Raw genomic sequence first — 24,993 nt, forward strand, 5'->3', positions numbered from 1 at the left:
TCGGCCCTCCCTGCAAGGGGGAGGGTAAGGCATGAACTGGTCGATCTCCTTCGAACCGCTGATCTCCTGGCCGCTGCTGGCCCTTGTGCTGGTGCCGCTGGCCCTGCTCGCGGCCGTCGGCCTGTGGTTTCGCCAGCGCGGCGCGGTCCTGCGCCTCGTCGCATTGCTGGCGCTCGCCGCCGCTCTCTTCAATCCGGTGTTCCTCAACGAGGAGCGCGAGCCGCAGCAAAGCGTGGTTGCCCTGATCGTCGACCGGAGCCAGAGCCAGGACATCGGTGAACGGACCAAACAGACCGACGAGGCGCTGGCCGGGCTTGAGCAGCGCCTCGGCCGCTTCAAGCAGTTCGACGTCCGCGTCGTCGAGGCCGGCAAGTCGGAAGCCGCCGAGGAACGCACGGAAACGCGGCTGTTCGGCGCGCTCGAAAACGCCTTCCGCGACGTGCCGCCCTCGCGCATCGGCGGCGCCGTCATGATCACCGATGGCGAAGTGCATGACGCACCCGCCGGCGCGCCTGATTTCAATGCCCCGCTGCACGCCTTGATCACCGGCAACGACCACGAGAAGGATCGCCGCATACGTTTCGAGAACGCGCCCCGCTTCGCCCTCGTCGGCAAGCCGCTCGATATGACCTATCGCGTCATTTCAACCAGCAACGAGACCGGGCCGGTCGATGTGCGCGTTTCGGTCAATGGCGAGCAGGTCGCTGTCGAGCATGCCACCGTCGGCCAGGCCATGCCGCTGCACGTGACCATTCCCGGCGCTGGGCGCAACATCATCGAACTCGCCATCGATCGCGAGCCGGGCGAGCTCACCGACACCAACAACCGCGCCATCGCGCTGGTCGACGGCATTCGCGAGAACCTGCGCGTGCTGCTCGTCTCTGGCGAGCCGCATGCGGGCGAGCGCACCTGGCGCAATCTGTTGAAATCCGACGCCTCGGTCGATCTCGTCCATTTCACCATCCTGCGGCCACCGGAGAAGCAGGACGGCACGCCGATCAACGAATTGTCGCTGATCGCCTTCCCGACGCGGGAACTGTTCGTCGAGAAGATCAAGGATTTCGACCTGATCATCTTCGACCGCTACCAGCACCGCGACGTGCTGCCGATCCTCTATTACGACTACATCTCCGAATATGTCGAAAAAGGCGGCGCGCTGCTGATTGCGGCCGGACCCGAATATGCCGGTGAAAGCTCGATCGCGCGCACGCCGCTGATGTCGGCGCTGCCGGCGATGCCGACCGGCGAGGTCGTCGACAAGGCGTTCTACCCACGCCTCACCGACATCGGCCAGCGCCATCCGGTGACGCGCGGTCTCGACGGTTCTGCCAGCGAGCCGCCGCACTGGAGCCGCTGGTTCCGCACCATAGGCGTGCAGAATCCCGAAGGCGAGGTGGTGATGAAGGGGGCCGACAACCGGCCGCTGCTCCTGCTCGACCGCAAGGGAGAAGGCCGCGTCGGCATGCTTCTGTCCGACCAGGGCTGGCTGTGGGCGCGCGGCTTCGAAGGCGGCGGCCCGCATGTCCAGCTCTACCGCCGCATCGCCCACTGGCTGATGAAGGAGCCAGAGCTCGAGGAGGAACGGCTGACCGCCGACGGGCGCGGCATGGTGCTGGAAATCCGCCGCCAGACCATGGCCGACGACCCCGGCCCGGCCCAGATCATTACGCCCTCCGGCAAGACCATTACCGTCAAGCTCGAGAAATCCGAACCCGGTGTCTTCCTGGGCAGCGCCCAGACCTCCGAGATCGGCCTTTACCAGGTCGGCAATGGCGACCTTACCGCGCTCGCCCATGTCGGGCCGGTCAACGCACCCGAATTCGCCGACGTCGTTTCCACGCAGGACCGGCTGAAGGCTCCCGCCGAAGCCACCGGCGGCAGCGTTCGCAGGCTTGCGGGATCGACCCTTGGAGGCGGCGACGTGACCTTGCCCTCGATCGTCCCCGTACGGTCCTCGGGAGAAGCGTCCGGCGCCGACTGGATCGGCCTGCGCACCACCGACGACAGCGTGCTCAAGGCGGTCTCGCGCGTTCCGCTGTTCGGCGGCTTTCTCGGCCTCGGCCTGCTGCTGCTGGCGATGGGTTCGATGTGGTACCGCGAAGGACGATAGGAGCATTTTCCCTCCTCCCCTTGTGGGAGAAGGGAAGAAACCTGCTCTACTCTTCCGGCTCCGTCGTGAACATCAGCGGATAGCCCTTGGCCTTGCCGGCGTCGGTGGCCCGTGTCGCCTTTGTCTCGGCGACGTCCTTGGTGAAGACGGCGACGACGCAGACGCCGCGCCGATGCGCCGTGATCATCACCCGATGCGCCTGGTCTTCGCTGAGCTTGAACTCGCCCTTCAGCACCGTCACCACGAATTCACGCGGCGTGAAATCGTCATTGAGCAGGATGACCTTGTAGAGCTTCGGCCGCTCGGTCTTGGGTAGGGTCTGCGTACGGGGTTTTGTCGTGATTTCAGGCATGGGAACCGGCAATTGCGCGAGCCTCGGCTACGCCCCTATTTTCGCACGGGCGAAAGCGAGCGTCCAATCACAGAGCTATGTGGGAAGTGCGGCCCGCGGTTCAACGGCCCTGGCGGCCGAAGCCGCTCCGGGAGGGCAAGTTTCCGGCAGCATCCGACCGGCGTTCCATCCAGGATGCGACCGGCCAGGCGACGACGCAGATCAGCGTCACGCTGGCAAGTGCGATGAGCAGCCAGGTCTGCGCGGGCGTGATGTAATCCCAGTCGGTGGAAATCACAGGCGCGAACAGTGACGGCTCGGTGCGGCCGCTGGCCGGATCCGGCACGGGACTGGCGGTGAACAGGATCATAAGCCGGGCGGCGCCGGTGGCGACCAGGCTGCCGAACACGATCGAGCGCAGAATGGACGAAAGCCGCCTCTTCATGCGGATTGTCCTACGGCGCCGGCCTTGCAATCGGGTTAAGGCCGATCGAGGCAAAGCCGCCGGCGCCGGCTTCGGCCACATCGTTCGGACCTGTCCGTTCGCTTCACTGCCGATACACGGCCTTCGGCTTTTTCGGACAGGAAGAAGGCCGCTCCAGCAAAACGCGACTGGAGCGGCCTTGTCATAAGGCAGGCAGTGTGCCCGACCTGGATTAAGCCTTCGGAGCGACCTTCTTGTCGGTCTTCTTGACAGTCTTCTTCGCCTTCTTGTGCTTCTTGGCAACGACCTTCTTCACCGGAGGCTTGGCGGTCGTGGTCGCCGGAGCGGTGGTCGTCGAGGAAGCAGCCGGAGCGGCGGTCGTGGTGGCAGCGGCGTTGCCGAGAGCCGGCATGGCGAAGGCGAGAGCAACGGCGAGACCGGTGGCGGAGAGGATGGACTTTTTCATGGCTTCATTTCCTTTTCATGCGGGTCGGGTTTCGAGTGTCACTGAACCGGGTCGTTCGGTGTCACCCCCAGCAACTTCAAAGCGTTGGCGAGCATCCGGATACCCTGTGCCTGTTTCTTGGCGGCGCAGTACCGGTTGCCCTTTCTCTGAAGTGCCTTTGCCGCGGTGACCTGCGTTGCCGCGGCATGGGTTTCGAGGGCTTCATCGAATTGGTGGCTGAGATTGGCACACCGCTCGGTCCGGGTGGTGGGCGTCACTTTTGCATCCGATTGTCCAGCAGCGGCTGTGACGAGCGAAATGCCCATCAACGCACCCAACAAACTGATCGACAACCTTGGCATCGGTTAATCCGTGAACCCGGAGACTTGCGTCGCGGCCAAATGACCTGACCGCCACGGCACCGTTATGCCGGCCTAGTTTTTCAGGAGTTTTTCCCGATTATAGAATTTTGTTTCTGGATTGTGTCTGTGCGCCCCGGCGGGAGGCCTCCAGCGCATTCGGTGTGGAGATTGCCAGATTTACCTTGCCTTGAAATCCAAGGCACTGGCCAACATATGGCCCGAATTCTATCGTGTGGGTGGCCGCCTGCCGGCTTGGCAGGTCAACGAAGACAGGATCCCCGTGAAATCCGACGCACACATACTGATCGTCGACGACGACAAGGGCATTCGCGACCTGCTGCAGGAGTTCTTCCAGAAGCGCGGCCTGCACACATCGGTTGCCGCCGACGGCACCGAGATGGAAACGATCCTGCGCCGTGCACAGGTCGATCTCATCGTGCTCGACGTCATGCTGCCCGGCAGGAGCGGGCTGGAACTGTGCCGTGACGTCCGGGCCCAGTATTCGACGCCGATCATCATGTTGACCGCCGTCACCGAGACGACAGACCGCGTGGTTGGCCTCGAGATGGGCGCCGACGACTATGTGCCCAAACCTTTCGACCCCCGCGAATTGCTGGCCCGCATACGCGCCGTGCTGCGGCGCAACGGTGCCCCCGAGCCCAAACGCGTCACATCGAAGCAGATCTACCGCTTCGCCGGCTGGACGATGGATTGTTCGCGGCGCCGGCTGACCGCGCCCGACGATGTCAGGGTCGAACTGACCATGGCGGAGTTCAATCTGTTGCAGACCTTCGTCAAGAGCGCACAGCGCGTGCTGACCCGCGACCAGCTCATCGAACTCTCCGGCGGCGATAGCGATTATTCCTTCGACCGCAGCATCGACATCCTGGTCAGCCGGCTGCGGCGCAAGATGGAAGATGACCCCAAGACGCCCAAGCTGATCCTGACGGTGCGCAGCGGCGGCTATCAGTTCCTCCCCGAAACGACTTCCGAATGAGACGTTTCCTGCCGCAGACCCTGCCTGTGTGGGTGCTGCTGATCGTCATTGCCGGCCTGTTGATCAGTCAGGTCGCGACGCTCTACATCGTGTCGCGCGACCGCGCGGCCGCCAATGACGTGGTCGATCTCTACCGCCTCAACGACCGCGCCTATTCGCTGGTGCAGCTGATGCATGCCGCCACGCCCGAGGAGCGCAAGGCGACCGCATCCGGCCTGTTCAACGCCACCTACGCTCTCACGGTTTCAGACACCCCCGCGGTCACCTCGTCGATCGCCGGCGACGATGAACTCGCCGAGCTGGAAGACATTCTCGTTGGACGGCTGTCGAAGTTCGGCGTCACCGACGCGCGCGTCCGGCGCGATCCGGCGACGCAGGAATCCGACAGCCCCGGTGGCGAGGTCATGAACAGGGACGTCGGCCAGGTGGAACGCGATCTCCTGGTGCTGGCGGCGAATTTCGCCCAGAGTGACAAGCTGACCGCCTCGCTGCGCTTCGCCGACGGCCAATGGCTGAACTTCACCGAGCCGATCACGCCGGTCGGCCCGATCCTGAGCTTCGACAGCCTGCCGCTCTATTCGCTGATAGCGGGGCTGGTGGTGATCATGTCGATCTGGTCGCTGCGCCGGCTGACCGCGCCCTACCGAATGATGGAAACCGCCGTGAACCGGATCGGCAATGACCTCAAGAGCCCGCCGATCGCCGAAAGCGGCAGCCGCGAGGTGCGCGCCGCCGCCAAGGCGATCAACGCCATGCAGGCGAGACTGCGTGAATATGTCGAGGACCGTGAGCACCTGGCCGCCGCGCTGGCGCACGACCTGCGCACGCCGATGACCAGGATGCGGCTGCGCCTGGAACTGTTGCGCAAGTCGGCGGTTCGCGAGGCGCTGGCGCACGATCTCGCCGATGTCGAAAGCATCGCCAGTTCGGTCATCGACTTCGCCACTTTCGAGGTGAACGAGGAAAAGAGCGAGCGCATCGACTTCTGGTCGCTGGTGGAATCGATCGCCGACGGCTACACCGAGGTCTCCTTCGACAATGACGATACGCGCTCGCGCGGCCTGATCTGCATGGCGCGGCCGGTCGCGCTCAAGCGCTGCATCACCAACCTTGTCCAGAATGCCGTCACCTACGGCAAGAAGGCGCATCTCTGCCTGTACCGGTCGGGCGACATGATCACGCTGGCCATACGCGACGAAGGGCCGGGCATTCCGCAAGCCCAGATCGACGCCGTGTTCGGATCTTTCGTACGCCTGGAGCAGTCCCGCAGCCGCCAGACCGGCGGCCTCGGCCTCGGCCTCACCATCGCCCGCAACATCGCCCGTGCCGCCGGCGGCGAGATCCGCCTGTCCAACCATCCGGAGGGCGGCCTGCTGACGGAATTGAGGCTGCCGCTGGCGACTTGAGACAGGACTGAGGGATTACCGCCGCAGCACCGCGCTCAGCACGTCCCTGATGCCGATCGCGCCGACGAAGCGCGACTGATCATCGAACAGCGCCACGGGCGCAGTCTGCGATCGGTGCATGGCCAGCATCACGGTCTTCAGCGACGTTCCGGGATTGGCCCAGAACACCTGAGCCGCTTCCTCGGACTGGCCTTCGACGTCGGCGCAGGACACCCATACCGCCGGCTTGCCGTCACGCTCGGCCGCCGCCACAAGGCCATGATCGTCGATCTTGAAGCGCGTCGTCTTGCGCCGGTCGAGCCACACCCAGCCGTCCTTGCCCTGTTCGAGATCGCGGCGGTCGCGCATCACGTTCCAGGCGGTCAGCACCGACAGCGGATTCACATTGGCGATGAAGTCGCGGACATAATCGTTGGCCGGCTTGAGCACGATGTCCTCCGCCGCGCCGGTCTGCACGATGCGTCCGCCCTCCATGATTGTGATGTGGCTGCCGATCTTCAGCGCTTCCTCGAGGTCGTGGCTGACGAAGATGATGGTCTTCTTCAGTTCGGCCTGCAGCTGCAGCAACTCGTCTTGCAGCTTGGTGCGGATCAGTGGGTCGAGCGCCGAGAACGGCTCGTCCATCAGAAGGATCGGCGCCTCGGTGGCGAAGGCGCGCGCCAAGCCGACGCGCTGCTGCATGCCACCCGAAAGCTCATGCGCGTATTTCTTCGACCACTGCTCGAGATTGACCAGCTTGAGCTGCCTGTGCACGCGCTCCTTGCGCTCGGCGTCCGGCACGCCGGCAAGTTCGAGGCCAAGCCCGACATTCTCTTCCACCGTCCGCCACGGCAGCAGGCCGAACTGCTGGAACACCATGGCAACCTGCTTCTGCCGCAGGCGCCGCAAGGTAGCCTCGTCGCAGGTGACGACATCGACGGTGCGGTCGCCATCCTTGACCAGAACCTGGCCGCGCGAGACGACGTTCAGGCGATTGACCGCTCTCAGCAGTGTCGACTTGCCCGAGCCGGACAGACCCATGAGGACGGAAATCTCGCCCTCATGCACGGTAAGGCTGGCCCCGGCACAACCGAGCACATTGCCGGTCTGCTCGAGGATCTCGGCGCGCGTCGCACCCTTGTCGATCAGCGCCAGCGAACCCGCCTGGTCGGCGCCGAAGACGATATCGACGTTCCTGAAATCGACGGCGACGGTCATTTCTTGCCTCCAACGCCAATGCGGGTCATGCGGTCGAGCACGATGGCGAGCACGACAATGGCGAGCCCGGCCTCGAGGCCGAGATCGATGCGGCGCGAACCGAGCGCGCGGTTGATCTCGGTGCCGAGCCCGCCGGCGCCGATCAGCGCCGCGAACACCACCATCGACAGCGACAGCATGATCGACTGGGTCAGGCCCGCCATGATGGTGGGCAGCGCCGAGGGCAGCTCGACCTTCCACAGCAGCTGGCTCCTGGTGGCGCCGAAGGCCTCGCCGGCCTCGATGATCGATTTGGGCACCGAGACGACGCCGAGATGCGTGAGCCGGACCGCGGTCGGGATGACGAAGATGATGGTGACGATGAGGCCGGGCGCGTTGCCAAGGCCGAACAGGGTCAGCACCGGGATCAGGTAGACGAAGGTCGGCAGCGTCTGCATCAGGTCGAGCACCGGCAGCATGAAGCGGTAGACCTTCGGCTTGTGCGCCGCCCAGATGCCGAGCGGCACGCCGATGGCCATTGCCATGGCGGCGGCGGCCACGACCAGCACCAGCGTCTGCACCGTCTGTTTCCACAGGTTCTGGTTGATGATGAAGATCAGCCCGAGGAAGACGCCGATCGCGAGCGGGCGCGAACGCTGCAGCAGCCAGGCGATGATGGCGATGATGAGCGCCAGCAGCACCGGCGGCACCACCAGCAGGAGGTCGACCAGGCCGTCGAGGATGAAGTTCAGGCCGTTGGAAAAGGCCCTGAAGACGTTGTCGAAATTGTCGGTGAGGAACCCGAAGAACGCCTTGCCCCATGGGCCGATGGGAATCTTGTAGCTGACCAGGAATTTGGAAATCGGATCCATCTTGCCCCCTCTCCTACCGGCATCGCTTTGCCGCGGTGTCCGCTGTCGTCACGTCATCTTCTCACAGCATATGAAAAAGGGCAGCCTTTTCCAGTGGCTGCCCTTTTGTTCTCACGCGTGCATGCCGAAGTCAGTCGGCTCAGCTCCCCAGTGCGGTCTTGATGGCCGCTGCCGCATCGCCGCCGTCGAAGGTGGTCACGCCGGCGATCCAGGGTGTCACGGCATCCGGATTTTTCTTCAGCCAGTCGGTGGCGACAGTCTGGGCGTCGCCGCCCTTGAGGATGGCGTCCATCAACTGGCCTTCCATGTCCAGGTTGAACTTGAGGTTGGCAATGAGCTTGCCGGCGTTCGGGCACTCGGTGGTGTAGCCCTTGCGCACATTGGTGTGGACGGTGGCGGCACCGAAGCCGCTGTCGCCCATGCCGTCGAGATAGGTGATCTTCATGGCGCCCATCACCGGGTGCGGCGTCCAGCCGAGGAAGGCGATCCACTCATTGTTCTTCATCGACTGCTCGGCCTGCGTCAGCATGCCGGCCTCCGAGGATTCGACCAGTTCGAAGCCTTCGAGATTGTCCTTCGGGTTCTTGATCATGTCGAGGATGATGCGGTTGCCGTCATTGCCGGCCTCGATGCCGTAGATCTTGCCGTCGAACTTGTCCTTGAACTTGCCGAGGTCGGTGAGTGTCTTGACGCCGGCATCCGCCACATAGGTCGGCACGACGATGCCGTAGCCGGCGCCGGTCAGGTTCGTGCTGATGGTCTCCACCGAACCGTCGGCCGTGTAGTCCTTGATGTCGTTGGTCATCGACGGCATCCAGTTGCCCAGGAAGACATCGAGGTCCTTGTTCTTCAGCGACGCCATCGTCACCGGCACCGACAGTTGGATTACCTGCGGCTCGTAGCCGAGCGCCGTGAGCAGCACCGAGGCGATGCCGGTCGTCGCCTGGATATCGGTCCATCCGACATCGGAAAGGCGTACCGCCTTGCAGCTAGCCGGATCCCCGGCGAAGGCAGCGCTCGTCGACAAGAAAGCCGCAAGGCCGAGGCCTGCGACGAAGGAATTCATACGCGACATGAACTTTCTCCCATTTCGATTCTTTGGCGAGGCGAAGTCACGGTTTTTGTGCCCGCCTTGTTTCGTCAGCCAAACACCATTCTCGTGCGGTTTCAAGCATTAAGGCAATCACGATCAACGGCGCTGGCTGGCCGATCAGCGACACGTCAGCCGCTTTTTCCATGCGAGCCGGCTTTTTTGGTGGAAGGCCTGCCAGGGGCCTTCCCCGGGCCCGGCCAAGTGGGCTTAAAAGGGCGCCATGGCCAAACTGTATTTCCACTACGCGACGATGAATGCGGGCAAGACGACGATGCTCCTGCAGGCGTCGTACAATTACCGCGAGCGCGGCATGACGACGATGCTGTTCGTCGCCGGCCACTACCGCAAGGGCGACACCGGCCTGATTTCGTCACGCATCGGACTGGAAACGGAAGCCGAGATGTTTCGTGACGGCGACGACCTGTTCGCCCGCGTCGCCGAACATCATCAGCACGGTGCCGTGCATTGCGTCTTCGTCGACGAGGCGCAGTTCCTCGAGGAGGAGCAGGTCTGGCAGCTCGCCCGGATCGCCGACCGGCTCGACATTCCGGTCATGTGCTATGGCCTGCGCACGGATTTCCAGGGCAAGCTGTTTTCCGGCTCGCGCGCGTTGCTGGCCATAGCCGATGAGCTGCGCGAAGTGCGCACCATCTGCCGCTGCGGCCGCAAGGCGACGATGGTGGTGCGCCTCGGCCCCGACGGCAAGGTCGCTCGGCAGGGCGAACAGGTGGCGATCGGCAAGGACGTCTATGTCTCGCTCTGCCGTCGCCATTGGGAAGAAGAAATGGGTCGCGCCGCCCCCGACGATTTCATCGGCTTTGTCGCGCCTTGACCGGGCTGTGGTATCACGGCCGCCACACTTGCCGCCATCGATCGGCTTTCGCGATCCCGCCACGATGCAGCGTTTGTTAAGGCCCCGGTCCTATTCTGCGTCCTCTCGTTCCAGCCAGAACTCGTCGGGGATAGCCATGTTTCGAGCCGCTTCGTCTGCCGCAGCCTTTCTGCTTGCCGGCGTCCTTGCCGCCCATGCCGGCGGCGATCCGGCACTGGGCAAGAGGGTCTTCAACCGATGCCTTGCCTGCCATGAAGCAGCGAGCGACCGCGACAAGGTCGGCCCGCATCTGATGGGTGTCGTCGGCCGCGCCGCCGGCAGTGCCGAGAGCTTCCTCGGCCATTACTCCGAAGCGATGAAGAGTGCAGGCGCCGCCGGTCTCGTCTGGGACGAGGCCAACCTCGCCGAGTATCTGAAGGCGCCGCGGCAAAAAGTGCCCGGCAACAAGATGGCCTTTGCCGGCCTGAGCAGCGACGAGGACATCGCCAATGTCATCGCTTATCTGAAGGCCGATCCCAAGCCCTGAGCCAGGATTATTCCGTCCCCGCGATGGACGCCGAGCTGCCACCGTCCTCACCGCGCTCAATGCTCCGTCGGATTTCAGGCATTCGTGGCAGCGGGGGACTGAATGCCTGGCCGACATCCGCCGACGTTGAAGTTCAATGACAGTTGAACCACGCGTATTCCAAACGATCCTTTCGCCATGATCGCGGATCGATTGCGTTTCAAGGGCGTGGGCAAGGTTTTTGTTTTCGAAGCGCCCCTGTCTTCACGTCTTTCAATCCCCTGAAGCCCCACATATATTCGCCGCTGTTCGCAATCAGCGACCTGATGCCGGAGCGGGAGGCCCTTATGGCGACATTGCAGAATTTCGATGCTGAAATTGCCAGGACCAAGCAGGTCGTCCAGGACATGCGCACCAAGATAGACCAGTCCGGCGCCGTGCTCGACAAACTTGCCACCGCCGACAAGAAGATCGGCGACGCCAATTTCGATATCGAGAACGCCCGCATCGAAGACGTGCTGAAGCAGCAGAAGGTGATGGAAGGCAATATCGCCGACCTGATCATCGGGCTGGAGGACGCCACCAACGTTTTCGGCGCCGAGTTCGAGAGCATGAAGAACTACACCGGCTGGGAAAACTTCATCGGCATCTTCTCCAGCCAACGCAAGCAGCGTCTGCGCACCGACCGCGTCCGCAACATGTCACTGGCGGGCAACCTGCAGGAACTGCTGGCCAAGTCCGACACCATCGTCGGCATATTGAAGGCGCAGAAAGAAGTCCTCGACCAGCGCTACAAAACCTCCGAGACCAGCCTGTCGCAGGTTATCGAGCGCCGCAAGGCCACCATGTCCAACCTGGAAACCGTGCAGAAGCGCATCGAGGAGCTCAATCCGATGCTGCTCGACATCGAAAACAAGATCGCGGCCTCCACCAGCCAGAAGGAACGCACGCAGCTCGAAGGCGAACGTTCCAAGCTCGCCACGGAATACAATGAGAAGCAGGCCAAGGAACAGGAGTTGCTGGCCGAGAGCCAGACGCTGGAGCGCTACACCTCGATGTTCCAGACCTTCGTCGATTCGCTCAACAACCAGATCGCAGCGCAGTCGACGCTGATCAACAAGCTGACCATCGACACCGAGCAGCGCATCGTCCTCTACAAGGCACTGGAGGATTCGCTGAAGACCGCGGCTCAGCAGGACGTCGCCCACAAGATCAACACGCTGGGCAGCCAGGTCGACAACACCGCCGAGGAGACCATGGCCGGCATCGGCGCCGCCTCGCAGAAGCACATTGGCGACCTGCTCGAGATGCACGAGAAGAACATGGTTGCCACCGCCGACATCCAGCGCCGCAAGAAACTGGCCGACGACGCCTTCGCCCGCCGTTTCGACGAGGTGCTGAAGAAGCACAATTCGGCCAATTACGTGCAGTCGTAATTGCCGCCCGCACCGGTGCGACAATGCCAAGGCCCAATAGCATGACCTCCGAAAACGACGCGGCGGCGCGGTATTTCTCGGCAATCACGGCAGCACTCGGCGGGCTGGAAGTGTTCATGCGCGACGATCGCTCGCCGCTCTACCGGCACGGCATCGTCGCCAAGATCGTCGCCGAATACATCGCCCGGCTCGACAAGTCGTTCTCCTGCTGGCGCAACCGGCTGGGCTTCATGGACACGTTCCGCATTTCGCGCGCCGAAAGCGGATTCCCGGTGTTCCAGAACCTGCTCGAGCTCGAAAACGACCGCCGCCAGGCTGACACGCGGCTCGCCAACATCCCGCTGGCCGACGAATTGCGCGAGGAGATGGCCGACTTCATCCTGCGCCACAAGGAATTCCCCCAAGCGCTGCAGAAGTCGATGGCCGAGAGGCTTTATCTCGAGGACGTCAAGAGCGAGCAGACCTTCGGCCCCTTCACCCTGGCGCAGACGGCCAAGGTTTCCGTCAATCCGAAGACGGCGCGGCCCTACTACCTGGTCCATTGGGCGACCTTCGACGGCAGCGCCAACCTGCCGCTGGTCTACATGGTGACGGTGGAAGATTCCTCCGAAGACATGATCCGCCAGCTCGTCGACCGCAATGGCAAGCTCAACGACCAGATCGACATTCCATTGCCAGTCGATGGCCTGCTCAATCCCGAGCTTGCCCATCGCTTCGACGATTTCACCGAGAAGAACTCGGCCTATACGCTGTCGCCGGCAACGATCGCCGTCAATCTCGACAAGGACTTCGAGCCGCTGCACCCCAAGCAGCTTCGGCGCGTCGTGCTCGGCCCCTTCTATTCGGCCGGGATCACCGACAACAATTCTACGGTGACCGAGGTTCTGGCCAAGGTGCGCAAGCCGGAGAACGCCTGGCTGCTGACCTGGACCATCCAGGAGGTCTACTCCAAGGGCGAAAAACCCGGCCGCAGGGGGCTGTTTTCGAGCGAGAAGACGACGCAGGAGTTCTTCATCAACACCGACGACCTCGAGGCCGCGCGCCAGGGCGTGTCGAGCTACGAGAACCACGCGTTGATCCCGCACGAGGCATACCAGGCGCTCTATGCCGCGGGCGAAGCGCAGAAGATCTTTTCCGGATACAAGGTCCACATCCTGTCCAACGGACAGGTCATCTCGGACGTATAATGAGTAGCTCACTCGGAAATTTGCGGCATCAATTTACCTGGCTTGGGACGGCAGCAGCCGCGGCTGCAGGTCTTCAATTGTTTTCAGTTGCAGGCCCAGCGAGAGACTTTATCTCGGATACTTTATCCCGAATCGTAATTCACTACCAATTAGTATTTAACTACATATGGTCTATAGTATCAAGATTTATTTTAATTGATCTTTCAGATTTCAGAAATGACTTAACTTTTTCCTCGATAGTTTTGATTCCATATTTTTTACGATCTCACCGAGTTCGCCTTAGTGGCTTTTTTGACGACGAAAATAAGATACTAGCATTTCTCAATTTCGCATCTGTGACGATTATTAGCTCGGCCCTTTTCTCTACGCCAAGCGTCAAACCACCCAGCGATTGGTACATTGGTTTATCGCTGCTGCCATTTTCACTCACATTTCTGATACTTTCCCTACAGTCATTTCGTGACGACCCCCAATTTAGGAAGCACATTAAACTATCGATTATTTCTATTAGTATTCTGCTAACAATAACATTGGTCGCATTAATAATAAATTCCTGGCAAGAAATTTTCGAAAGCACCCGCCCCGCTACAATTATCATTGTTACTCTGATCGTAAATTTTTCTTACATGGTAGGAATATTATTCAGAGTGGATGGATATTACCCTTTTTTGTGGGCATGCATCGTATATTTTGTGATATTTGGGATAGATTACTTTCTTAAGAACATGGCTCCGTCAATCGACAACCTACTGTCTTCAATTGGGGTATAGGAATGGATACCGGCCTGACCACCATCCCGGAAGCGGCGATCGAGAAGCACCGCGCCACCGCGCAGAGCTTCATCACCCGCATCGTCGTGCTGGAAGACCCGTCTAGCTCCTCCGGCACCGCGCTTGCCGGCACCAATCGCCGCTTCGTCTCCACCGTCTCTGTCGGTTCGGTGCGCCGCACGCGCGAGGTCGAGCTGGCGAAGACCGTCGGCGCCGTTCACCCCGACGACCAGTTGCTGACCATCCCGCAGCACACACTTTTGTTTCGCGCCCGGCGCGGCACGGCGCTCGCGCTCGCCATATCGGATGTTTTCGCCGAAGGCTCGGATCTCGAAAGCCTGCAGGCCAGGAACACCCGCGCTCCCCTCGAAGGCGACGAGGCCGCCACGTTCAAGAAGCTTCTGTCGGCCTCGGCTTACATTGCCGCCTTCAGCCTGTCCTCCTATCTGTTCCAGCTCATCGACAGCGACGGCGAGGCGCCCAACGACATTCCCGAGCCGGATTTCCTCTTCGACACGCCGCAGGACGCGGTGAAGTCGATCCTGGCCGGTCTCGACAAGGCGATTTCGGGCGCATCCGACGATGCCGACCTGATGACCAGGGCGCGCGCCTTCGCCCGTGTCGCCATCGACGGCCTCCTGGCACGAAAAGGCCGCTTCGACGGCATCGGCCCGTTCGAGAACGCGCATGTCCGCATCGATGCCGACGATTTCACGCTCGACGGCTTCGACGTCGCGCCGGGCAAGCGTTCCAGGCCGCTGGTGATGACCTTCAAGAAACCGGAAGAGGTCGTCGGCAACCACATCGCCAAATATCAGTCGGTCAAGCTCGCCAAGATGTTGATGGCCTATGACTTCGAGCGCGAGCTGAACCCGTTCGTCGAGCTCGGCGGCTTCCTGTTCACCTTCATCGGCGACGGCGCGCCGGGCACCGGCAAGACGACGCTGATCCAGATGATTGCCGGTCTCGTCAATGGTTACTGCCAGGTCGCCGGTTATCCCTTCGCCTACGAGAATTTCGGCGTCGACCAGATCTCGTCCTATCAGGGCAAGTCCGGCCAGAACTGCCGCCAGTTCATCAACAATGTGTTGAACCCGCGCGTCATCGGCTTCGGCACCATCGACGACATCGACCAGGTGGCGGCGCGCCGTTCCGACGACCGCGCCTCGGCCGGCCAGCAGGAGATCACCGGCGTGCTGATGGACGCCTTCGCCGGTGCCGCCACAGTGGTGCGCGGCAACTGCTCGTTCGGCATGTTCTCCAACTATCCCGAAAATGTCGACGATGCGCTGCGCCAGCGCGCCGGCGCCCGCTGGCTGGTCGACGGGCCGCAGACGCGTGACGATTACATCGACATTTTCGTGCTGCTCGCCGGCAAGAACCACAAGATCCCGCTCGGCGACCACGAACTCTACGCCGCGCAGGAGATCCAGCGCGCCGTGGCCGAAGCCTATGAGGAGCACGAGAAGCCGCAGGAGGACGGGCTGATGCGGGTCCATGAGCGCTACATGAAGGAGAATGGCGCGCCCAAGACCATGGCCGACATCGGCACCTATCTGCACCTGATCAAGCAGGCCGAGCCGCGCTTCACTGGCCGCGCCATCAAGAACGTCACCGACGCCATCAAGATGCGCGCCATGGACATCGAGCTTCCCGACGACTGGTTCGAAAAACCAGAGGTTTTCATGCACAAGAGCTATGACGAGAAGAAAGTGATGATCGAGCAACTGCGCGGCCCGTTCTCGATGGACATGGTCATGCAGGAGATCAACCGCTACGCCGACAGCGAGTTCCGCTACTCCGACAAGTCCGACGACTCCGCCGTGGAAAAGCTATTACGCGACGCGCGGCTGCGCGAACGGGCAGCGCGTGAGATGGAGGAGATGAAGAAAAAGGGGCTGTGGAATGCGTGATGCGCTCCGGCCTTTCCTTCTCCCCTTGTGGGAGAAGGAATAATGGCCCGCAAACCCGATCTCCTGCGCGACAACGAGCTCATTTACGGCCGGCTGCTCGTCGTCGACGAGCCGCATCTCATCGAGCGCTACAACAAGGCGCTTGCCGCCTTTGGCCTCGAGCCCACCAAGCTGAAGAGCTTCCAGATCGACCGCACCGGTTTTTCGCCGGAAGTGGCGGAGGAATGCGGCGACTACGGCTACCTCGATCCCAATGAGGTCAACCGCCGCTTCATCATCCTGACGCCGTCGCAGATCGACCTGCCGGTGGTGCACACCGCCTTCTCCAACACCTCGCAGCTGATGTTCGAGTTCATGTCCAGGAATCAGCGCGCCATCGACGCGCTGACCATCAAGGATGTCATCTACGGCGAGATCGAGGATTCCATTCCCAAGGTCAACGATATCGAGGATCTGCTGTCGATCAACCAGGTCGAGTTCAAGGTGCTGTCGGCCGAAGATGTGCTGGGCAAGGCCGCGGAGCTCGGCAAGCTCGTCGACCGCCTGAAACAGGAGCCTGACGCCTGGCGCGACAACGCCATGCTCACCCGCATGGTGGAACTGGCCAAGATCTGCGGCGACATCCGCGAGAACGCGCTGGTGCCCGACCAGGTAATCTTCCGCCACAACGCCTACTGGACCAGCCATTTTGGCGGGCTCTACGTGTTCGTCGACCCCGACATGACGACCGTCATCAGCGATCCGGCGGCCCCCGGTTTCCGCCGCTCGCGGCCGTGGCAGGTAAGCTATCTCTCGATCAAGGACGCCGACAAGGTGTTCAAGTTCCTCGCCGCCACCGGCCGCATCGAACTGCCGCGCGCCTCCTGGATCGAAGCCTCGGGCTATCTCGAGCACCGCGCCGAGATGGTGGTGCGCGCGCTGATCCGCGACGCCGAGCCGGATCGCAATCTGACCGACGTCGACAAGGTCTGGCTGCAGACCTGGATCCAGGGCCATGCCGACCTGATCACCAGGGACGGCAATTTCCCCTTCCTCAACGCCGCCAAGCGCGAGATTGCCCAGCTCGGCCATCTCAAGATCGAGGATGTGTTCCCGCAGCAGCGCTTCCTGGTGGTCCGCGCCAAGCCCGACCATCCCGACGCCTGGCTGACCAACCGGCTGATCTCGGATTTCGTGCCGTCGGACTTCGTCTCGCGCTACGTCTTCAACAAGCAGGGCTTCTACAAGGACTATGAGGGCTTCAGCGACGCCTGGCGATCGCATGTTGTGGACGTTCTGAAAACCACATATCTGAAGGACAAGGTGGCGTTCCGCACGCGCCTCTACGGCCTGACTGACTAGAACGAAACCGGCCGTCATTTCGTTCTAACTTGTTGTTTTGGCGCATGATGTTATCCAAAAGTCCGCAACTTTTTGACATTATGCCTTGAGGGGTGACACAGCCATGCTCGATCCGATCGTGAACTTCTTCGTCAGGATTTTCCAATGGATCGGCCGCGGCATCGGCCTCCTGATCGGCGTCATCTTGTGGCCGTTCATGTGGGCCGGCCGCTGGTATGCGCAGCGCGGTTGGATCCTCAAGGCCGTGCTCGGCCTCGCCCTGTTGGTGCTGCTCGGCCTCTACGCCAATTTCTTCTACGCCACCCAGTGGTGGAATAATTTCAATCCGAGCTATCCCGACACCTACACGTTCGAGAAGCGCAACATCTCGGCGGGCGAACAGGTAGCCGCCGGTGCCGGTGCCGACACTGCCAGGACCTGCGGCAACTCCGGCATCGCCCAGATTGCCGCCGATTTGACCGACTTCAACGTCAACCAGAATGCCTGGATCTCGTCGATGATCCTCTACAAGCTCGGCCTGTTCGGCATCAGCTGGGACAACACGCCGTGGATGGACAACAAGGCCTCGTTCCAGCGCGGCATCAACCAGGCGGTGCGCCGCACCGCGACCGAGCTCGCCGACAATCTCGGCCGTGTGCGCACGACATCGCAGATCGACGCCGACCTGCAGGATGCGCGCGGCAATCTGCAGTTCGACGAGTACACCTGGTATTTCGGTGTAAGCCCGTTCGGCCCGAAGACGCCGACCCCGAGCTATTATCGCGACGCCGTGCGCAAGCTGCGCTCCTTCAACGCCCGCCTCGCCACCTGCCAGGCCACCTTCGATGCCCGCGCCGACAATCTGAAGCAATATATCGACCGTATCGCCAGCGATATCGGCTCGACCTCGGCCATTCTCAAGGAACGCGCCGAAAACCATAACAATGGCTGGTTCGATTTCCGCGCCGACGACCGCTACTGGTTCGCCTATGGCCAGCTCTACGCCTATTACGGACTGATGAAGGGCGCGCAGGCCGACTTCGAGGACGTCATCAAGGAAAAGCACCTGCAGAGCCTGTGGGATACGATGGACGCGCAGTTCGTCTCGGCGCTGCGCATTCAGCCCTTCATCATCGCCAATGGCCGCGAGGACGGCTGGCTCCTGCCCACGCATCTGACGACCATGGGTTTCTATGTGCTCAGGGTGCGTTCCAACATGGTCGAAATCAGCAACGTGCTGACGCAGTAGGGCTGGTCGGCCCAATGCATGTGGCTCAAAAGTGGTCCGGCCTGGGGAGAACGACATGCATGGAGACAAATGCCTGAAGCGCGATGCGCTTTAGGCCGGCGATGGCGGATTTGCGCCGCCTTGTCTGTCGCATTCCGTGCATTGCGCGGCTGTTTTGAGACGGCGGACGCGTCCCCGCTCTGGCTTCTATACGGCGCGGCAAGCGGAGCCAGAAAGAACCGGAGGCAGGTCGGCCCGCCGCAGAGGAATTTTCTTCATAGGAAACATAGTTGCATGAAAGTTGACGCCACGGCAGCGAGAGGGCTAGAACATGCCCTTGCCCGCGCGGCGTATCGAACATGCACCAGTGATCAACCCGTCCCCTCCACCGTCCAATCCAGAGGAAAGCCGTCATGGCAGAAGTGAAGTCCGACATCGAGATCGCCCGCGGTGCGAAGAAAAAACAGATCCAGGAGATCGGCGCCAAGATCGGCATCCCGACCGAACACCTTTTGCCCTATGGCCATGACAAGGCGAAGGTCTCCGCCGAATTCATCAAATCGGTGAAGGGCAACAAGGACGGCAAGCTGATCCTGGTCACCGCCATCAACCCGACCCCGGCCGGCGAAGGCAAGACGACCACCACCGTCGGCCTCGGCGACGGCCTGAACCGCATCGGCAAGAAAGCGATCATCTGTATTCGCGAAGCCTCGCTCGGTCCGAATTTCGGCGTCAAGGGCGGTGCGGCCGGCGGCGGCTACGCGCAGGTCGTGCCGATGGAGGACATGAATCTCCATTTCACCGGTGACTTCCATGCCATCACCACCGCGCACAACCTCCTGTCGGCGTTGATCGACAACCACATCTACTGGGGCAATGAGCTCGGCATCGACACCCGCCGCGTCGCCTGGCGCCGCGTCATGGACATGAACGACCGGGCGCTGCGCGAGATCATCTGCTCGCTCGGCGGCGTCGCCAACGGCTATCCGCGCGAGGCCGGGTTCGACATCACCGTCGCTTCGGAGGTCATGGCCATCCTGTGCCTCGCCACCGACCTGAAGGACCTGGAGAAGCGCCTGGGCGACATCATCGTCGCCTATCGCCGCGACAAGTCGCCGGTCTATGCCCGCGACCTCAAGGCCGACGGCGCCATGGCCGTGCTGCTCAAGGACGCCATGCAGCCGAATCTGGTGCAGACGCTGGAGAACAATCCGGCCTTCGTGCATGGCGGCCCGTTCGCCAACATCGCGCATGGCTGCAACTCGGTGGTCGCCACCACGACGGCGCTCAAGCTTGCCGACTACGTCGTCACGGAAGCCGGCTTCGGCGCCGACCTCGGCGCGGAAAAATTCTTCGACATCAAGTGCCGCAAGGCCGGGCTGAAGCCGGCGGCGGCGGTCATCGTCGCCACCGTACGCGCCATGAAAATGAATGGCGGCGTCAAGAAGGAAGACCTCGGCAAGGAAAACATCGAGGCGGTGAAGAAGGGCTGCGCCAATCTCGGCCGCCACATCGAGAACATCAGGCAGTTCGGCGTGCCGGCGGTAGTTGCCATCAACCACTTCTACTCCGACACGGATGGCGAAATCCAGGCGATGAAGGATTATGTCGCCTCGATGGGCGAAGAGGCGATCCTGTGCAAGCACTGGGCCAACGGCTCGGCCGGCATCGAGGATCTCGCCAAGAAAGTGGTGGCGCTGGCCGAATCCGGTGCCTCGCAGTTCGCGCCGCTCTATCCCGACGCCATGCCGCTGTTCGAGAAGATCAACACCATCGTCCAGCGCATCTATCGCGGCTCGGAAGCGATCGCCGACAAGTCGGTGCGCGACCAGTTGCACGCCTGGGAGCAGGCCGGCTACGGCCACTTGCCGGTCTGCATGGCCAAGACGCAGTATTCCTTCTCGACCGACCCGAACCTGCGCGGCGCGCCAACCGGCCACACCGTACCAGTGCGCGAGGTCAGGCTTTCGGCGGGTGCCGGCTTCGTCGTCATTATCTGCGGCGAGGTCATGACCATGCCCGGCCTGCCCAGGGCGCCGTCGTCGGAAAAGATTTTCCTCAACGAAGCCGGCCAGATCGAAGGCCTGTTCTAGAAATCCTCAATTCCAAAAAGTGCAAAGGGCGCCGCAGCGATGCGGCGCCCTTTGTATTTCCGCAGACGACTACGCAGCGTTGCGAGCCAGCGCCCGCTGGTTGGAGCCGAAGATCGTATCGCGTTCCGGCAAGGTGCCGGTCTTCAGGCACTCGATCCATTCGGCGGTCTTGAGCACGGCGGCGAACCGCGACTGCAGGATGATTGTCACCACGCGGTGGATCTCCTCGGCCGAGGCATAGCCCGCGCTGTTGGCGTAAGGCACCGAGCCGGTCGCGTCGGACAGGAACTCGACGGCAAAGCCCATATGCACGGCATGGATGATGGTCGACAGGTCGCAATTATGCGTCATGTAGCCGACCACCACGATCGTATCGATGGCGTTGGCGCGCAGCCACTCTTCGAGATCGGTGCCGGTGAAGGCGGAAGGCAGCGTCTTCTCGACATAGTGGTCGCGTGGCCGCCTCGATATCTCGGGATGCAATTCCGCGCCATGGCTGCCCTTGGCGAAGATTGGCGACGTCTCCGGCGCCATCTGCTTGACGACCACCACCTTGATGCCGGCCGCTGCTGCCGCGTCCATTGCGCGCGCCACGTTGACGACGCTGTCGCGGAACGGCGGATGCTGGATGGCGAGATTGCCGCCGTCATAGTCATTCTGGACGTCCACGACGACGAGCGCGCGGCGCGGCGTCTTGCTGGCTGGTTCGGACATGATGCATTCCTTTCAGGCTTGATGTGATGCCCGAGCATAGGTCCGCCACCATCGAGCGAAAGTGGCCCGATTGACATCATTCGAAAGAATTGGGACAATCCGCATAACCCCGCGCAGAAATCCCCGGAAGACATGACCCACCAGATCGTCGCCGTCCTCGCCTTCGACGGCATCAGCCCGTTCCATCTCTCCGTGCCTTGCCTGGTGTTCGGCGAAGATCGCACATCGTTCGGCCTGCCGCGCTTCGACTTCCGCATCTGCGCGATCGAGGCCGGTCCCGTCCACACCGAGGCCGGGCTGAGCGTCGCCGCGCCCCATGGGCTAGAGGGCCTCGATGGCGCCGACATCATCATCGTGCCGAGCTGGCGGGATCTCGAAGATCCGCTGCCGGAACCGCTGAGCCAAGCATTGCGGCGGGCCCACCGCAATGGTGCCCTGATCGTCGGCCTTTGCCTGGGAACATTCGCAGTCGCTGCTGCCGGACTGCTTGGCGGTCGGCGTGCGGCCACGCATTGGGCCTATGCCGAGCGGCTTCAGAAGCTTCATCCCGACATCGCGGTGGATGCCGAGGTGCTCTATGTCGACAATGGCGACGTGGTGACGTCGGCCGGCGTCGCGGCCGGGCTCGACTGCTGCCTCCATATCGTTCGCGCCCGCTACGGCGCCGAGGCAGCACTGCGGCTCGCGCGGCAGATCGTGCTCTCCCCGCACCGGCAAGGCGGACAGGCGCAGTTCATCGAGCGCCCGCTGGCGAGGAGCGCCGATACCGACAGGTTCACACAAGCACTCGACGCGGTGCGTGCGACGCTCGGCGATGCGCACAGCCTGGACCGCGTCGCCGAAGCCGCCGGCCTGACCCGGCGCACCTTCACCCGCCGCTTCCAGAAATCGATCGGCACCAGTTTCGGCGATTGGCTGATCGAGCAACGGCTTGAACTGGCGCAGCGTCTGCTCGAGGCGACGGAAAAATCGATGGACGTCGTGGCCTTCGAGGCCGGCTTCGGCAGCGCCGCTTCGCTACGCCAGCATTTTTCGGCGCGTCTCAGGACCTCCCCGGCGCAATACCGGCGTGAATTTTCCAGGCGGGCCGACCAGGGCGACCGGTCGCCGCACGCGCTTTCGCACTGAGCGCCCGCCGGGCACTCAACCGCGTTTGACCGCCCGCGCCGGATTGCCGACCACCGTCATGTTCGCGGGCACGTCGCGCGTCACCACGGCGCCGGCGCCGACGATGGCGCCCTCGCCGATGCTGACGCCGCCGAGGATGACGGCACTGCCGCCGATCCAGGCATCGGCACCGATCTCGACCGGCCTGGCGATTTCCAGCCCGGCTTGTCGCCCCGCGGCCTCCCTGTGATGCTCGGCGCAATAGATCTGCACATTGGGGCCGAGCAGCGTTCCCTTGCCGATGCGCACGCTTGCCGTGTCGAGAATGATGCAGCCGGCATTGAGAAAGACGCCGTCCCCGAGAAAGATGTTGAAGCCATAGGCACAGTGGAACGGCGCCTCGATGCGGGCGCCCTCGCCCGCGCCGCCGAGCAGATCCTGCAAGGCAGGCCCGATGTTGCCGCGCTGACGGGGCGCAAGCGAATTGTGCTCGAATACGGCGCCCGCAGCCACGCCGCGCAGCGCCTCCAGTTCGTCATCCATGCACGTATACCACTCGCCCGCCGCCATTTTTGCGCGTTCGCTCTCAGCCATGCGGTGCCTCCGTCATCATTGCCACGCACCGTTGCGGCGTAAGAGAGCGCCTATGCAAGTACTGGCCAAATACCGGACCTATGGTAGCCTGCCTTTTCAGGGCTATCCCGGCCCGGGATCGAGGGGGATCAACATGCTTTACATTCTTGCACTTCTGATCGGGGTCATTGCCGGCCTGCGCGCCATGACCGCGCCGGCCGCCGTCGCCTGGGGCGCCTGGCTCGGCTGGCTGCCGGTTGCCGGCACCTGGGCAAGCTTCATGAGCCACTGGGCCGCTGTCGGCATTTTCACTATCCTGGCCATCGTCGAGCTGGTCACCGATCAGTTGCCGTCGACGCCGAGCCGCAAGGTGCCGCAGCAATTCGGCGCCCGCATCCTGCTCGGCGCCTTCAGCGGCGCCGTGATCGGCGCCACTGGCGGCGCCACCATCGTCTGCCTGATCGCCGGCGCCATAGGGGCCGTCATCGGCACGCTCGGCGGCGCGGAGGCGCGCGGCCGGCTGGCGGCCGCCTTCGGCAAGGACCAGCCCGCGGCCTTCATTGAGGATGCGGTCGCAATCGTCGGCGGCCTCTTGATCGTGGCGGCGGTGGCATGACGGCGAAAACCTTCGATGCCATCGTCATCGGTGCCGGCCAGGCCGGCCCTTCGCTGGCCGGCCGGCTGACCGCGGCCGGCATGAGCGTGGCGCTGATCGAGCGCAAGCTGGTCGGCGGCACCTGCGTCAACACCGGCTGCATGCCGACCAAGGCCATGGTCGCCAGCGCCTATGCCGCGCATCTGGCGCGGCGCGCCGCGGACTATGGCGTGACCCTCTCCGGCCCGGTCGGCGTCGACTATGCCAGGGTCAAGGCGCGCAAGGACAAGGTGTCGAACGACGCCCGCGGCAATCTGGAAACCTGGATCGCCGACATGGATAAATGCACGCTCTATCGCGGCCATGCGCGTTTCGAATCCGCCAACACGGTGCGCGTCGGCGATGATCTCCTGACCGCCGGCAAGATCTTTCTCAACACCGGCGGCCGCGCATCGGTACCGGATCTGCCCGGCATTCACGACATCGACTTTCTCACCAACTCTTCGATGATGGACCTCGACGTGTTGCCGCGCCACCTCGTGGTGGTCGGCGGCAGCTACATCTCGCTCGAATTCGCGCAGATGTTCCGCCGCTTCGGCGCGGAGGTCACGATTGTCGAAAAGGGCTCGCGGCTGATCGGCCGCGAAGACGAGGATGTGTCCGACGCCATCCTGTTGATCCTCGAAAACGAAGGCATCGCGGTCCATCTCGGCGCCGACGCCATAAGCTTCGCCAGGCAGGGCGAGGATATTGCTGTTGCCTTCTCCGCCGGCAAGCCGCCGGCCGTCGGCTCGCATGTGCTCCTGGCTCTGGGGCGAACGCCCAATACCGACGATCTCGGCCTCGACCAGGCCGGCATCGAGGTCGACAAACGCGGCTTCATCACCGTCGACGACCAGTTGCGCACCAGCGTGCCCGGCATCTGGGCGATGGGCGACTGCAATGGCAAGGGCGCCTTCACCCACACGTCCTACAACGATTACGAGATCGTTGCGGCCAATTTGCTCGACAATGATCCGCGCAAGGTCACCGACCGCATCGAGGCCTACGCTCTGTACATTGACCCGCCGCTCGGCCGCTGCGGCATGACCGAGGCGTCAGTGAAGAAGTCGGGACGCCGCGCGCTGGTCGGCCAGCGGCCGATGAGCCGTGTCGGCCGCGCCGTCGAGAAAGGCGAGACGCAAGGCTTCATGAAGATCCTCGTCGACGCTGACACAAGGGAAATCCTCGGCTGCTGCGTGCTTGGCCCCGGCGGCGATGAAGCCGTGCATTGCGTGCTTGACCTGATGTATGCCAAGGCGCCTGTGAACACGCTGGCGCGCGCCATGCACATCCACCCCAATGTCTCGGAACTGCTGCCAACCATCGCCCAGGAGTTGAAGCCGCTGGTCTGAACTCCGGCTTCAGCGGTCGGTTCGGCCGCTCGGCCGGGTTCGGTCAGGGTCGTTTAGGCAGCACGGCATAAGCACCGCTGCCAGTGCCTCTTTGCTCTCCGCTTTCTGCA

Annotated in this window: 24 protein-coding genes; 14 read left to right on the plus strand and 10 right to left on the minus strand. The window is 62.7% G+C overall.

Going from position 1 to position 24,993, the window contains the following annotated elements; translation table 11 throughout:
• The first annotated feature begins 31 nt into the window (after positions 1-31).
• Positions 32-2,110 carry a hypothetical protein gene (locus FJ951_RS20070; protein ID WP_140496052.1) on the plus strand — a complete coding sequence of 693 codons (2,079 nt, stop codon included), beginning with the start codon at positions 32-34 and terminating at the stop codon, positions 2,108-2,110.
• Positions 2,111-2,156: 46 nt separating this feature from the next.
• Here FJ951_RS20070 and clpS read toward each other — a convergent pair whose 3' ends face one another.
• From clpS to FJ951_RS20090, 4 genes are all read right to left on the minus strand, one after another.
• On the minus strand, positions 2,157-2,462 hold the full coding sequence (clpS, locus tag FJ951_RS20075; RefSeq protein WP_140496053.1) for an ATP-dependent Clp protease adapter ClpS: 306 nt from the start codon (positions 2,460-2,462) through the stop codon (positions 2,157-2,159).
• A gap of 100 nt (positions 2,463-2,562) precedes the next feature.
• Positions 2,563-2,886, minus strand: a complete 324-nt coding sequence (locus FJ951_RS20080) for a hypothetical protein (RefSeq protein WP_140496054.1) — start codon at positions 2,884-2,886, stop codon at positions 2,563-2,565.
• A 211-nt stretch (positions 2,887-3,097) separates the two neighbouring features.
• Entirely contained in the window at positions 3,098-3,331 is a 234-nt protein-coding gene (locus tag FJ951_RS20085; RefSeq protein ID WP_140496055.1) for a hypothetical protein, read from the minus strand.
• A 38-nt stretch (positions 3,332-3,369) separates the two neighbouring features.
• A complete protein-coding gene (locus FJ951_RS20090) occupies positions 3,370-3,672 on the minus strand; it encodes a hypothetical protein (RefSeq protein WP_140496056.1) in 303 nt (100 codons plus the stop codon).
• A 280-nt stretch (positions 3,673-3,952) separates the two neighbouring features.
• Between FJ951_RS20090 and FJ951_RS20095 the strand changes: the two genes are divergently transcribed.
• Positions 3,953-4,669 carry a response regulator transcription factor gene (locus tag FJ951_RS20095; RefSeq protein ID WP_140496057.1) on the plus strand — a complete coding sequence of 239 codons (717 nt, stop codon included), beginning with the start codon at positions 3,953-3,955 and terminating at the stop codon, positions 4,667-4,669.
• The gene (locus tag FJ951_RS20100) at positions 4,666-6,075 is read left to right on the plus strand and encodes an ATP-binding protein (RefSeq protein ID WP_140516934.1); all 1,410 of its coding nucleotides are present in this window, start codon (positions 4,666-4,668) and stop codon (positions 6,073-6,075) included. Before FJ951_RS20095 ends, FJ951_RS20100 begins: the two co-directional genes overlap by 4 nt.
• Positions 6,076-6,090: 15 nt before the next feature.
• Here the strand turns inward: FJ951_RS20100 and choV are convergent, their stop codons facing one another.
• The 4 genes from choV to FJ951_RS29035 all read right to left on the minus strand — a co-directional run bounded on the left by choV (position 6,091) and on the right by FJ951_RS29035 (position 9,361).
• Positions 6,091-7,272: a choline ABC transporter ATP-binding protein gene (gene choV / locus FJ951_RS20105; RefSeq protein ID WP_140516936.1), complete on the minus strand. Its 1,182-nt coding sequence runs from the start codon at positions 7,270-7,272 to the stop codon at positions 6,091-6,093.
• Positions 7,269-8,123 (minus strand): choline ABC transporter permease subunit, encoded by an 855-nt coding sequence (choW, locus tag FJ951_RS20110; RefSeq protein ID WP_140516938.1) that lies wholly within the window; start codon positions 8,121-8,123, stop codon positions 7,269-7,271. The genes choV and choW overlap by 4 nt, the downstream gene beginning before the upstream one ends.
• A 139-nt stretch (positions 8,124-8,262) precedes the next feature.
• A complete protein-coding gene (locus tag FJ951_RS20115) occupies positions 8,263-9,198 on the minus strand; it encodes a choline ABC transporter substrate-binding protein (RefSeq protein WP_140496061.1) in 936 nt (311 codons plus the stop codon).
• 37 nt (positions 9,199-9,235) lie between these two features.
• A complete protein-coding gene (locus tag FJ951_RS29035) occupies positions 9,236-9,361 on the minus strand; it encodes a hypothetical protein (RefSeq protein ID WP_263483040.1) in 126 nt (41 codons plus the stop codon).
• Between the two features lie 75 nt (positions 9,362-9,436).
• Here FJ951_RS29035 and FJ951_RS20120 point away from each other — a divergent pair, with 75 nt between their 5' ends.
• The 8 genes from FJ951_RS20120 (at position 9,437) to FJ951_RS20155 (ending at position 20,500) form a co-directional block, all read left to right on the plus strand.
• On the plus strand, positions 9,437-10,048 hold the full coding sequence (locus tag FJ951_RS20120) for a thymidine kinase (protein WP_140516940.1): 612 nt from the start codon (positions 9,437-9,439) through the stop codon (positions 10,046-10,048).
• 136 nt (positions 10,049-10,184) lie between these two features.
• The gene (locus tag FJ951_RS20125; protein WP_140516942.1) at positions 10,185-10,574 is read left to right on the plus strand and encodes a cytochrome c family protein; all 390 of its coding nucleotides are present in this window, start codon (positions 10,185-10,187) and stop codon (positions 10,572-10,574) included.
• Positions 10,575-10,900: 326 nt separating this feature from the next.
• Entirely contained in the window at positions 10,901-11,989 is a 1,089-nt protein-coding gene (locus tag FJ951_RS20130) for a hypothetical protein (RefSeq protein ID WP_140496064.1), read from the plus strand.
• Positions 11,990-12,030: 41 nt separating this feature from the next.
• Positions 12,031-13,176, plus strand: coding sequence for a hypothetical protein (locus FJ951_RS20135; protein ID WP_140516944.1), 1,146 nt, complete (start codon positions 12,031-12,033; stop codon positions 13,174-13,176).
• A gap of 772 nt (positions 13,177-13,948) precedes the next feature.
• The gene (locus FJ951_RS20140) at positions 13,949-15,859 is read left to right on the plus strand and encodes an ATP-binding protein (RefSeq protein WP_140516946.1); all 1,911 of its coding nucleotides are present in this window, start codon (positions 13,949-13,951) and stop codon (positions 15,857-15,859) included.
• Positions 15,860-15,901: 42 nt separating this feature from the next.
• Complete coding sequence (locus tag FJ951_RS20145; protein WP_140516948.1) at positions 15,902-17,200, plus strand: DUF6638 family protein; 1,299 nt, start codon at positions 15,902-15,904, stop codon at positions 17,198-17,200.
• 103 nt (positions 17,201-17,303) lie between these two features.
• Positions 17,304-18,428, plus strand: a complete 1,125-nt coding sequence (locus tag FJ951_RS20150) for a DUF2333 family protein (RefSeq protein WP_140516950.1) — start codon at positions 17,304-17,306, stop codon at positions 18,426-18,428.
• Between the two features lie 392 nt (positions 18,429-18,820).
• Positions 18,821-20,500: a formate--tetrahydrofolate ligase gene (locus FJ951_RS20155; protein ID WP_140496069.1), complete on the plus strand. Its 1,680-nt coding sequence runs from the start codon at positions 18,821-18,823 to the stop codon at positions 20,498-20,500.
• A gap of 69 nt (positions 20,501-20,569) precedes the next feature.
• Here the strand turns inward: FJ951_RS20155 and FJ951_RS20160 are convergent, their stop codons facing one another.
• Positions 20,570-21,214 (minus strand): cysteine hydrolase family protein, encoded by a 645-nt coding sequence (locus tag FJ951_RS20160; protein WP_140516952.1) that lies wholly within the window; start codon positions 21,212-21,214, stop codon positions 20,570-20,572.
• A 132-nt stretch (positions 21,215-21,346) separates the two neighbouring features.
• Between FJ951_RS20160 and FJ951_RS20165 the strand changes: the two genes are divergently transcribed.
• Positions 21,347-22,342 carry a helix-turn-helix domain-containing protein gene (locus tag FJ951_RS20165; RefSeq protein WP_140516954.1) on the plus strand — a complete coding sequence of 332 codons (996 nt, stop codon included), beginning with the start codon at positions 21,347-21,349 and terminating at the stop codon, positions 22,340-22,342.
• A gap of 15 nt (positions 22,343-22,357) precedes the next feature.
• Here FJ951_RS20165 and FJ951_RS20170 read toward each other — a convergent pair whose 3' ends face one another.
• Positions 22,358-22,915 (minus strand): sugar O-acetyltransferase, encoded by a 558-nt coding sequence (locus FJ951_RS20170; protein ID WP_140516956.1) that lies wholly within the window; start codon positions 22,913-22,915, stop codon positions 22,358-22,360.
• A gap of 133 nt (positions 22,916-23,048) precedes the next feature.
• On the opposite strand from FJ951_RS20170, the gene FJ951_RS20175 reads away from it, so the two are divergent.
• A complete protein-coding gene (locus FJ951_RS20175) occupies positions 23,049-23,510 on the plus strand; it encodes a DUF4126 domain-containing protein (RefSeq protein ID WP_140516958.1) in 462 nt (153 codons plus the stop codon).
• Complete coding sequence (locus FJ951_RS20180; protein ID WP_140516960.1) at positions 23,507-24,883, plus strand: FAD-containing oxidoreductase; 1,377 nt, start codon at positions 23,507-23,509, stop codon at positions 24,881-24,883. Before FJ951_RS20175 ends, FJ951_RS20180 begins: the two co-directional genes overlap by 4 nt.
• Positions 24,884-24,993 lie beyond the last annotated feature (110 nt).

This window comes from Mesorhizobium sp. B2-2-3 (genome assembly GCF_006442405.1).
Taxonomy (GTDB): domain Bacteria; phylum Pseudomonadota; class Alphaproteobacteria; order Rhizobiales; family Rhizobiaceae; genus Mesorhizobium.

Excerpts from the sequence above, each read along its gene's own strand:
- FJ951_RS20125 (WP_140516942.1), top strand. The coding sequence starts at position 10,185 with ATGTTTCGAGCCGCTTCGTCTGCCGCAGCCTTTCTGCTTGCCGGCGTC.
- FJ951_RS20120 (WP_140516940.1), top strand. The coding sequence starts at position 9,437 with ATGGCCAAACTGTATTTCCACTACGCGACGATGAATGCGGGCAAGACG.
- FJ951_RS20135 (WP_140516944.1), top strand. The coding sequence starts at position 12,031 with ATGACCTCCGAAAACGACGCGGCGGCGCGGTATTTCTCGGCAATCACG.
- FJ951_RS20115 (WP_140496061.1), bottom strand. The coding sequence starts at position 9,198 with ATGTCGCGTATGAATTCCTTCGTCGCAGGCCTCGGCCTTGCGGCTTTC.
- FJ951_RS20155 (WP_140496069.1), top strand. The coding sequence starts at position 18,821 with ATGGCAGAAGTGAAGTCCGACATCGAGATCGCCCGCGGTGCGAAGAAA.
- FJ951_RS20170 (WP_140516956.1), bottom strand. The coding sequence starts at position 22,915 with ATGGCTGAGAGCGAACGCGCAAAAATGGCGGCGGGCGAGTGGTATACG.
- FJ951_RS20080 (WP_140496054.1), bottom strand. The coding sequence starts at position 2,886 with ATGAAGAGGCGGCTTTCGTCCATTCTGCGCTCGATCGTGTTCGGCAGC.
- FJ951_RS20180 (WP_140516960.1), top strand. The coding sequence starts at position 23,507 with ATGACGGCGAAAACCTTCGATGCCATCGTCATCGGTGCCGGCCAGGCC.
- FJ951_RS20165 (WP_140516954.1), top strand. The coding sequence starts at position 21,347 with ATGACCCACCAGATCGTCGCCGTCCTCGCCTTCGACGGCATCAGCCCG.
- clpS (WP_140496053.1), bottom strand. The coding sequence starts at position 2,462 with ATGCCTGAAATCACGACAAAACCCCGTACGCAGACCCTACCCAAGACC.
- FJ951_RS20070 (WP_140496052.1), top strand. The coding sequence starts at position 32 with ATGAACTGGTCGATCTCCTTCGAACCGCTGATCTCCTGGCCGCTGCTG.
- choW (WP_140516938.1), bottom strand. The coding sequence starts at position 8,123 with ATGGATCCGATTTCCAAATTCCTGGTCAGCTACAAGATTCCCATCGGC.
- FJ951_RS20085 (WP_140496055.1), bottom strand. The coding sequence starts at position 3,331 with ATGAAAAAGTCCATCCTCTCCGCCACCGGTCTCGCCGTTGCTCTCGCC.
- FJ951_RS20150 (WP_140516950.1), top strand. The coding sequence starts at position 17,304 with ATGCTCGATCCGATCGTGAACTTCTTCGTCAGGATTTTCCAATGGATC.
- FJ951_RS20175 (WP_140516958.1), top strand. The coding sequence starts at position 23,049 with ATGCTTTACATTCTTGCACTTCTGATCGGGGTCATTGCCGGCCTGCGC.
- FJ951_RS20140 (WP_140516946.1), top strand. The coding sequence starts at position 13,949 with ATGGATACCGGCCTGACCACCATCCCGGAAGCGGCGATCGAGAAGCAC.
- FJ951_RS29035 (WP_263483040.1), bottom strand. The coding sequence starts at position 9,361 with ATGGAAAAAGCGGCTGACGTGTCGCTGATCGGCCAGCCAGCGCCGTTG.
- FJ951_RS20145 (WP_140516948.1), top strand. The coding sequence starts at position 15,902 with ATGGCCCGCAAACCCGATCTCCTGCGCGACAACGAGCTCATTTACGGC.
- FJ951_RS20160 (WP_140516952.1), bottom strand. The coding sequence starts at position 21,214 with ATGTCCGAACCAGCCAGCAAGACGCCGCGCCGCGCGCTCGTCGTCGTG.
- choV (WP_140516936.1), bottom strand. The coding sequence starts at position 7,272 with ATGACCGTCGCCGTCGATTTCAGGAACGTCGATATCGTCTTCGGCGCC.
- FJ951_RS20100 (WP_140516934.1), top strand. The coding sequence starts at position 4,666 with ATGAGACGTTTCCTGCCGCAGACCCTGCCTGTGTGGGTGCTGCTGATC.
- FJ951_RS20130 (WP_140496064.1), top strand. The coding sequence starts at position 10,901 with ATGGCGACATTGCAGAATTTCGATGCTGAAATTGCCAGGACCAAGCAG.
- FJ951_RS20090 (WP_140496056.1), bottom strand. The coding sequence starts at position 3,672 with ATGCCAAGGTTGTCGATCAGTTTGTTGGGTGCGTTGATGGGCATTTCG.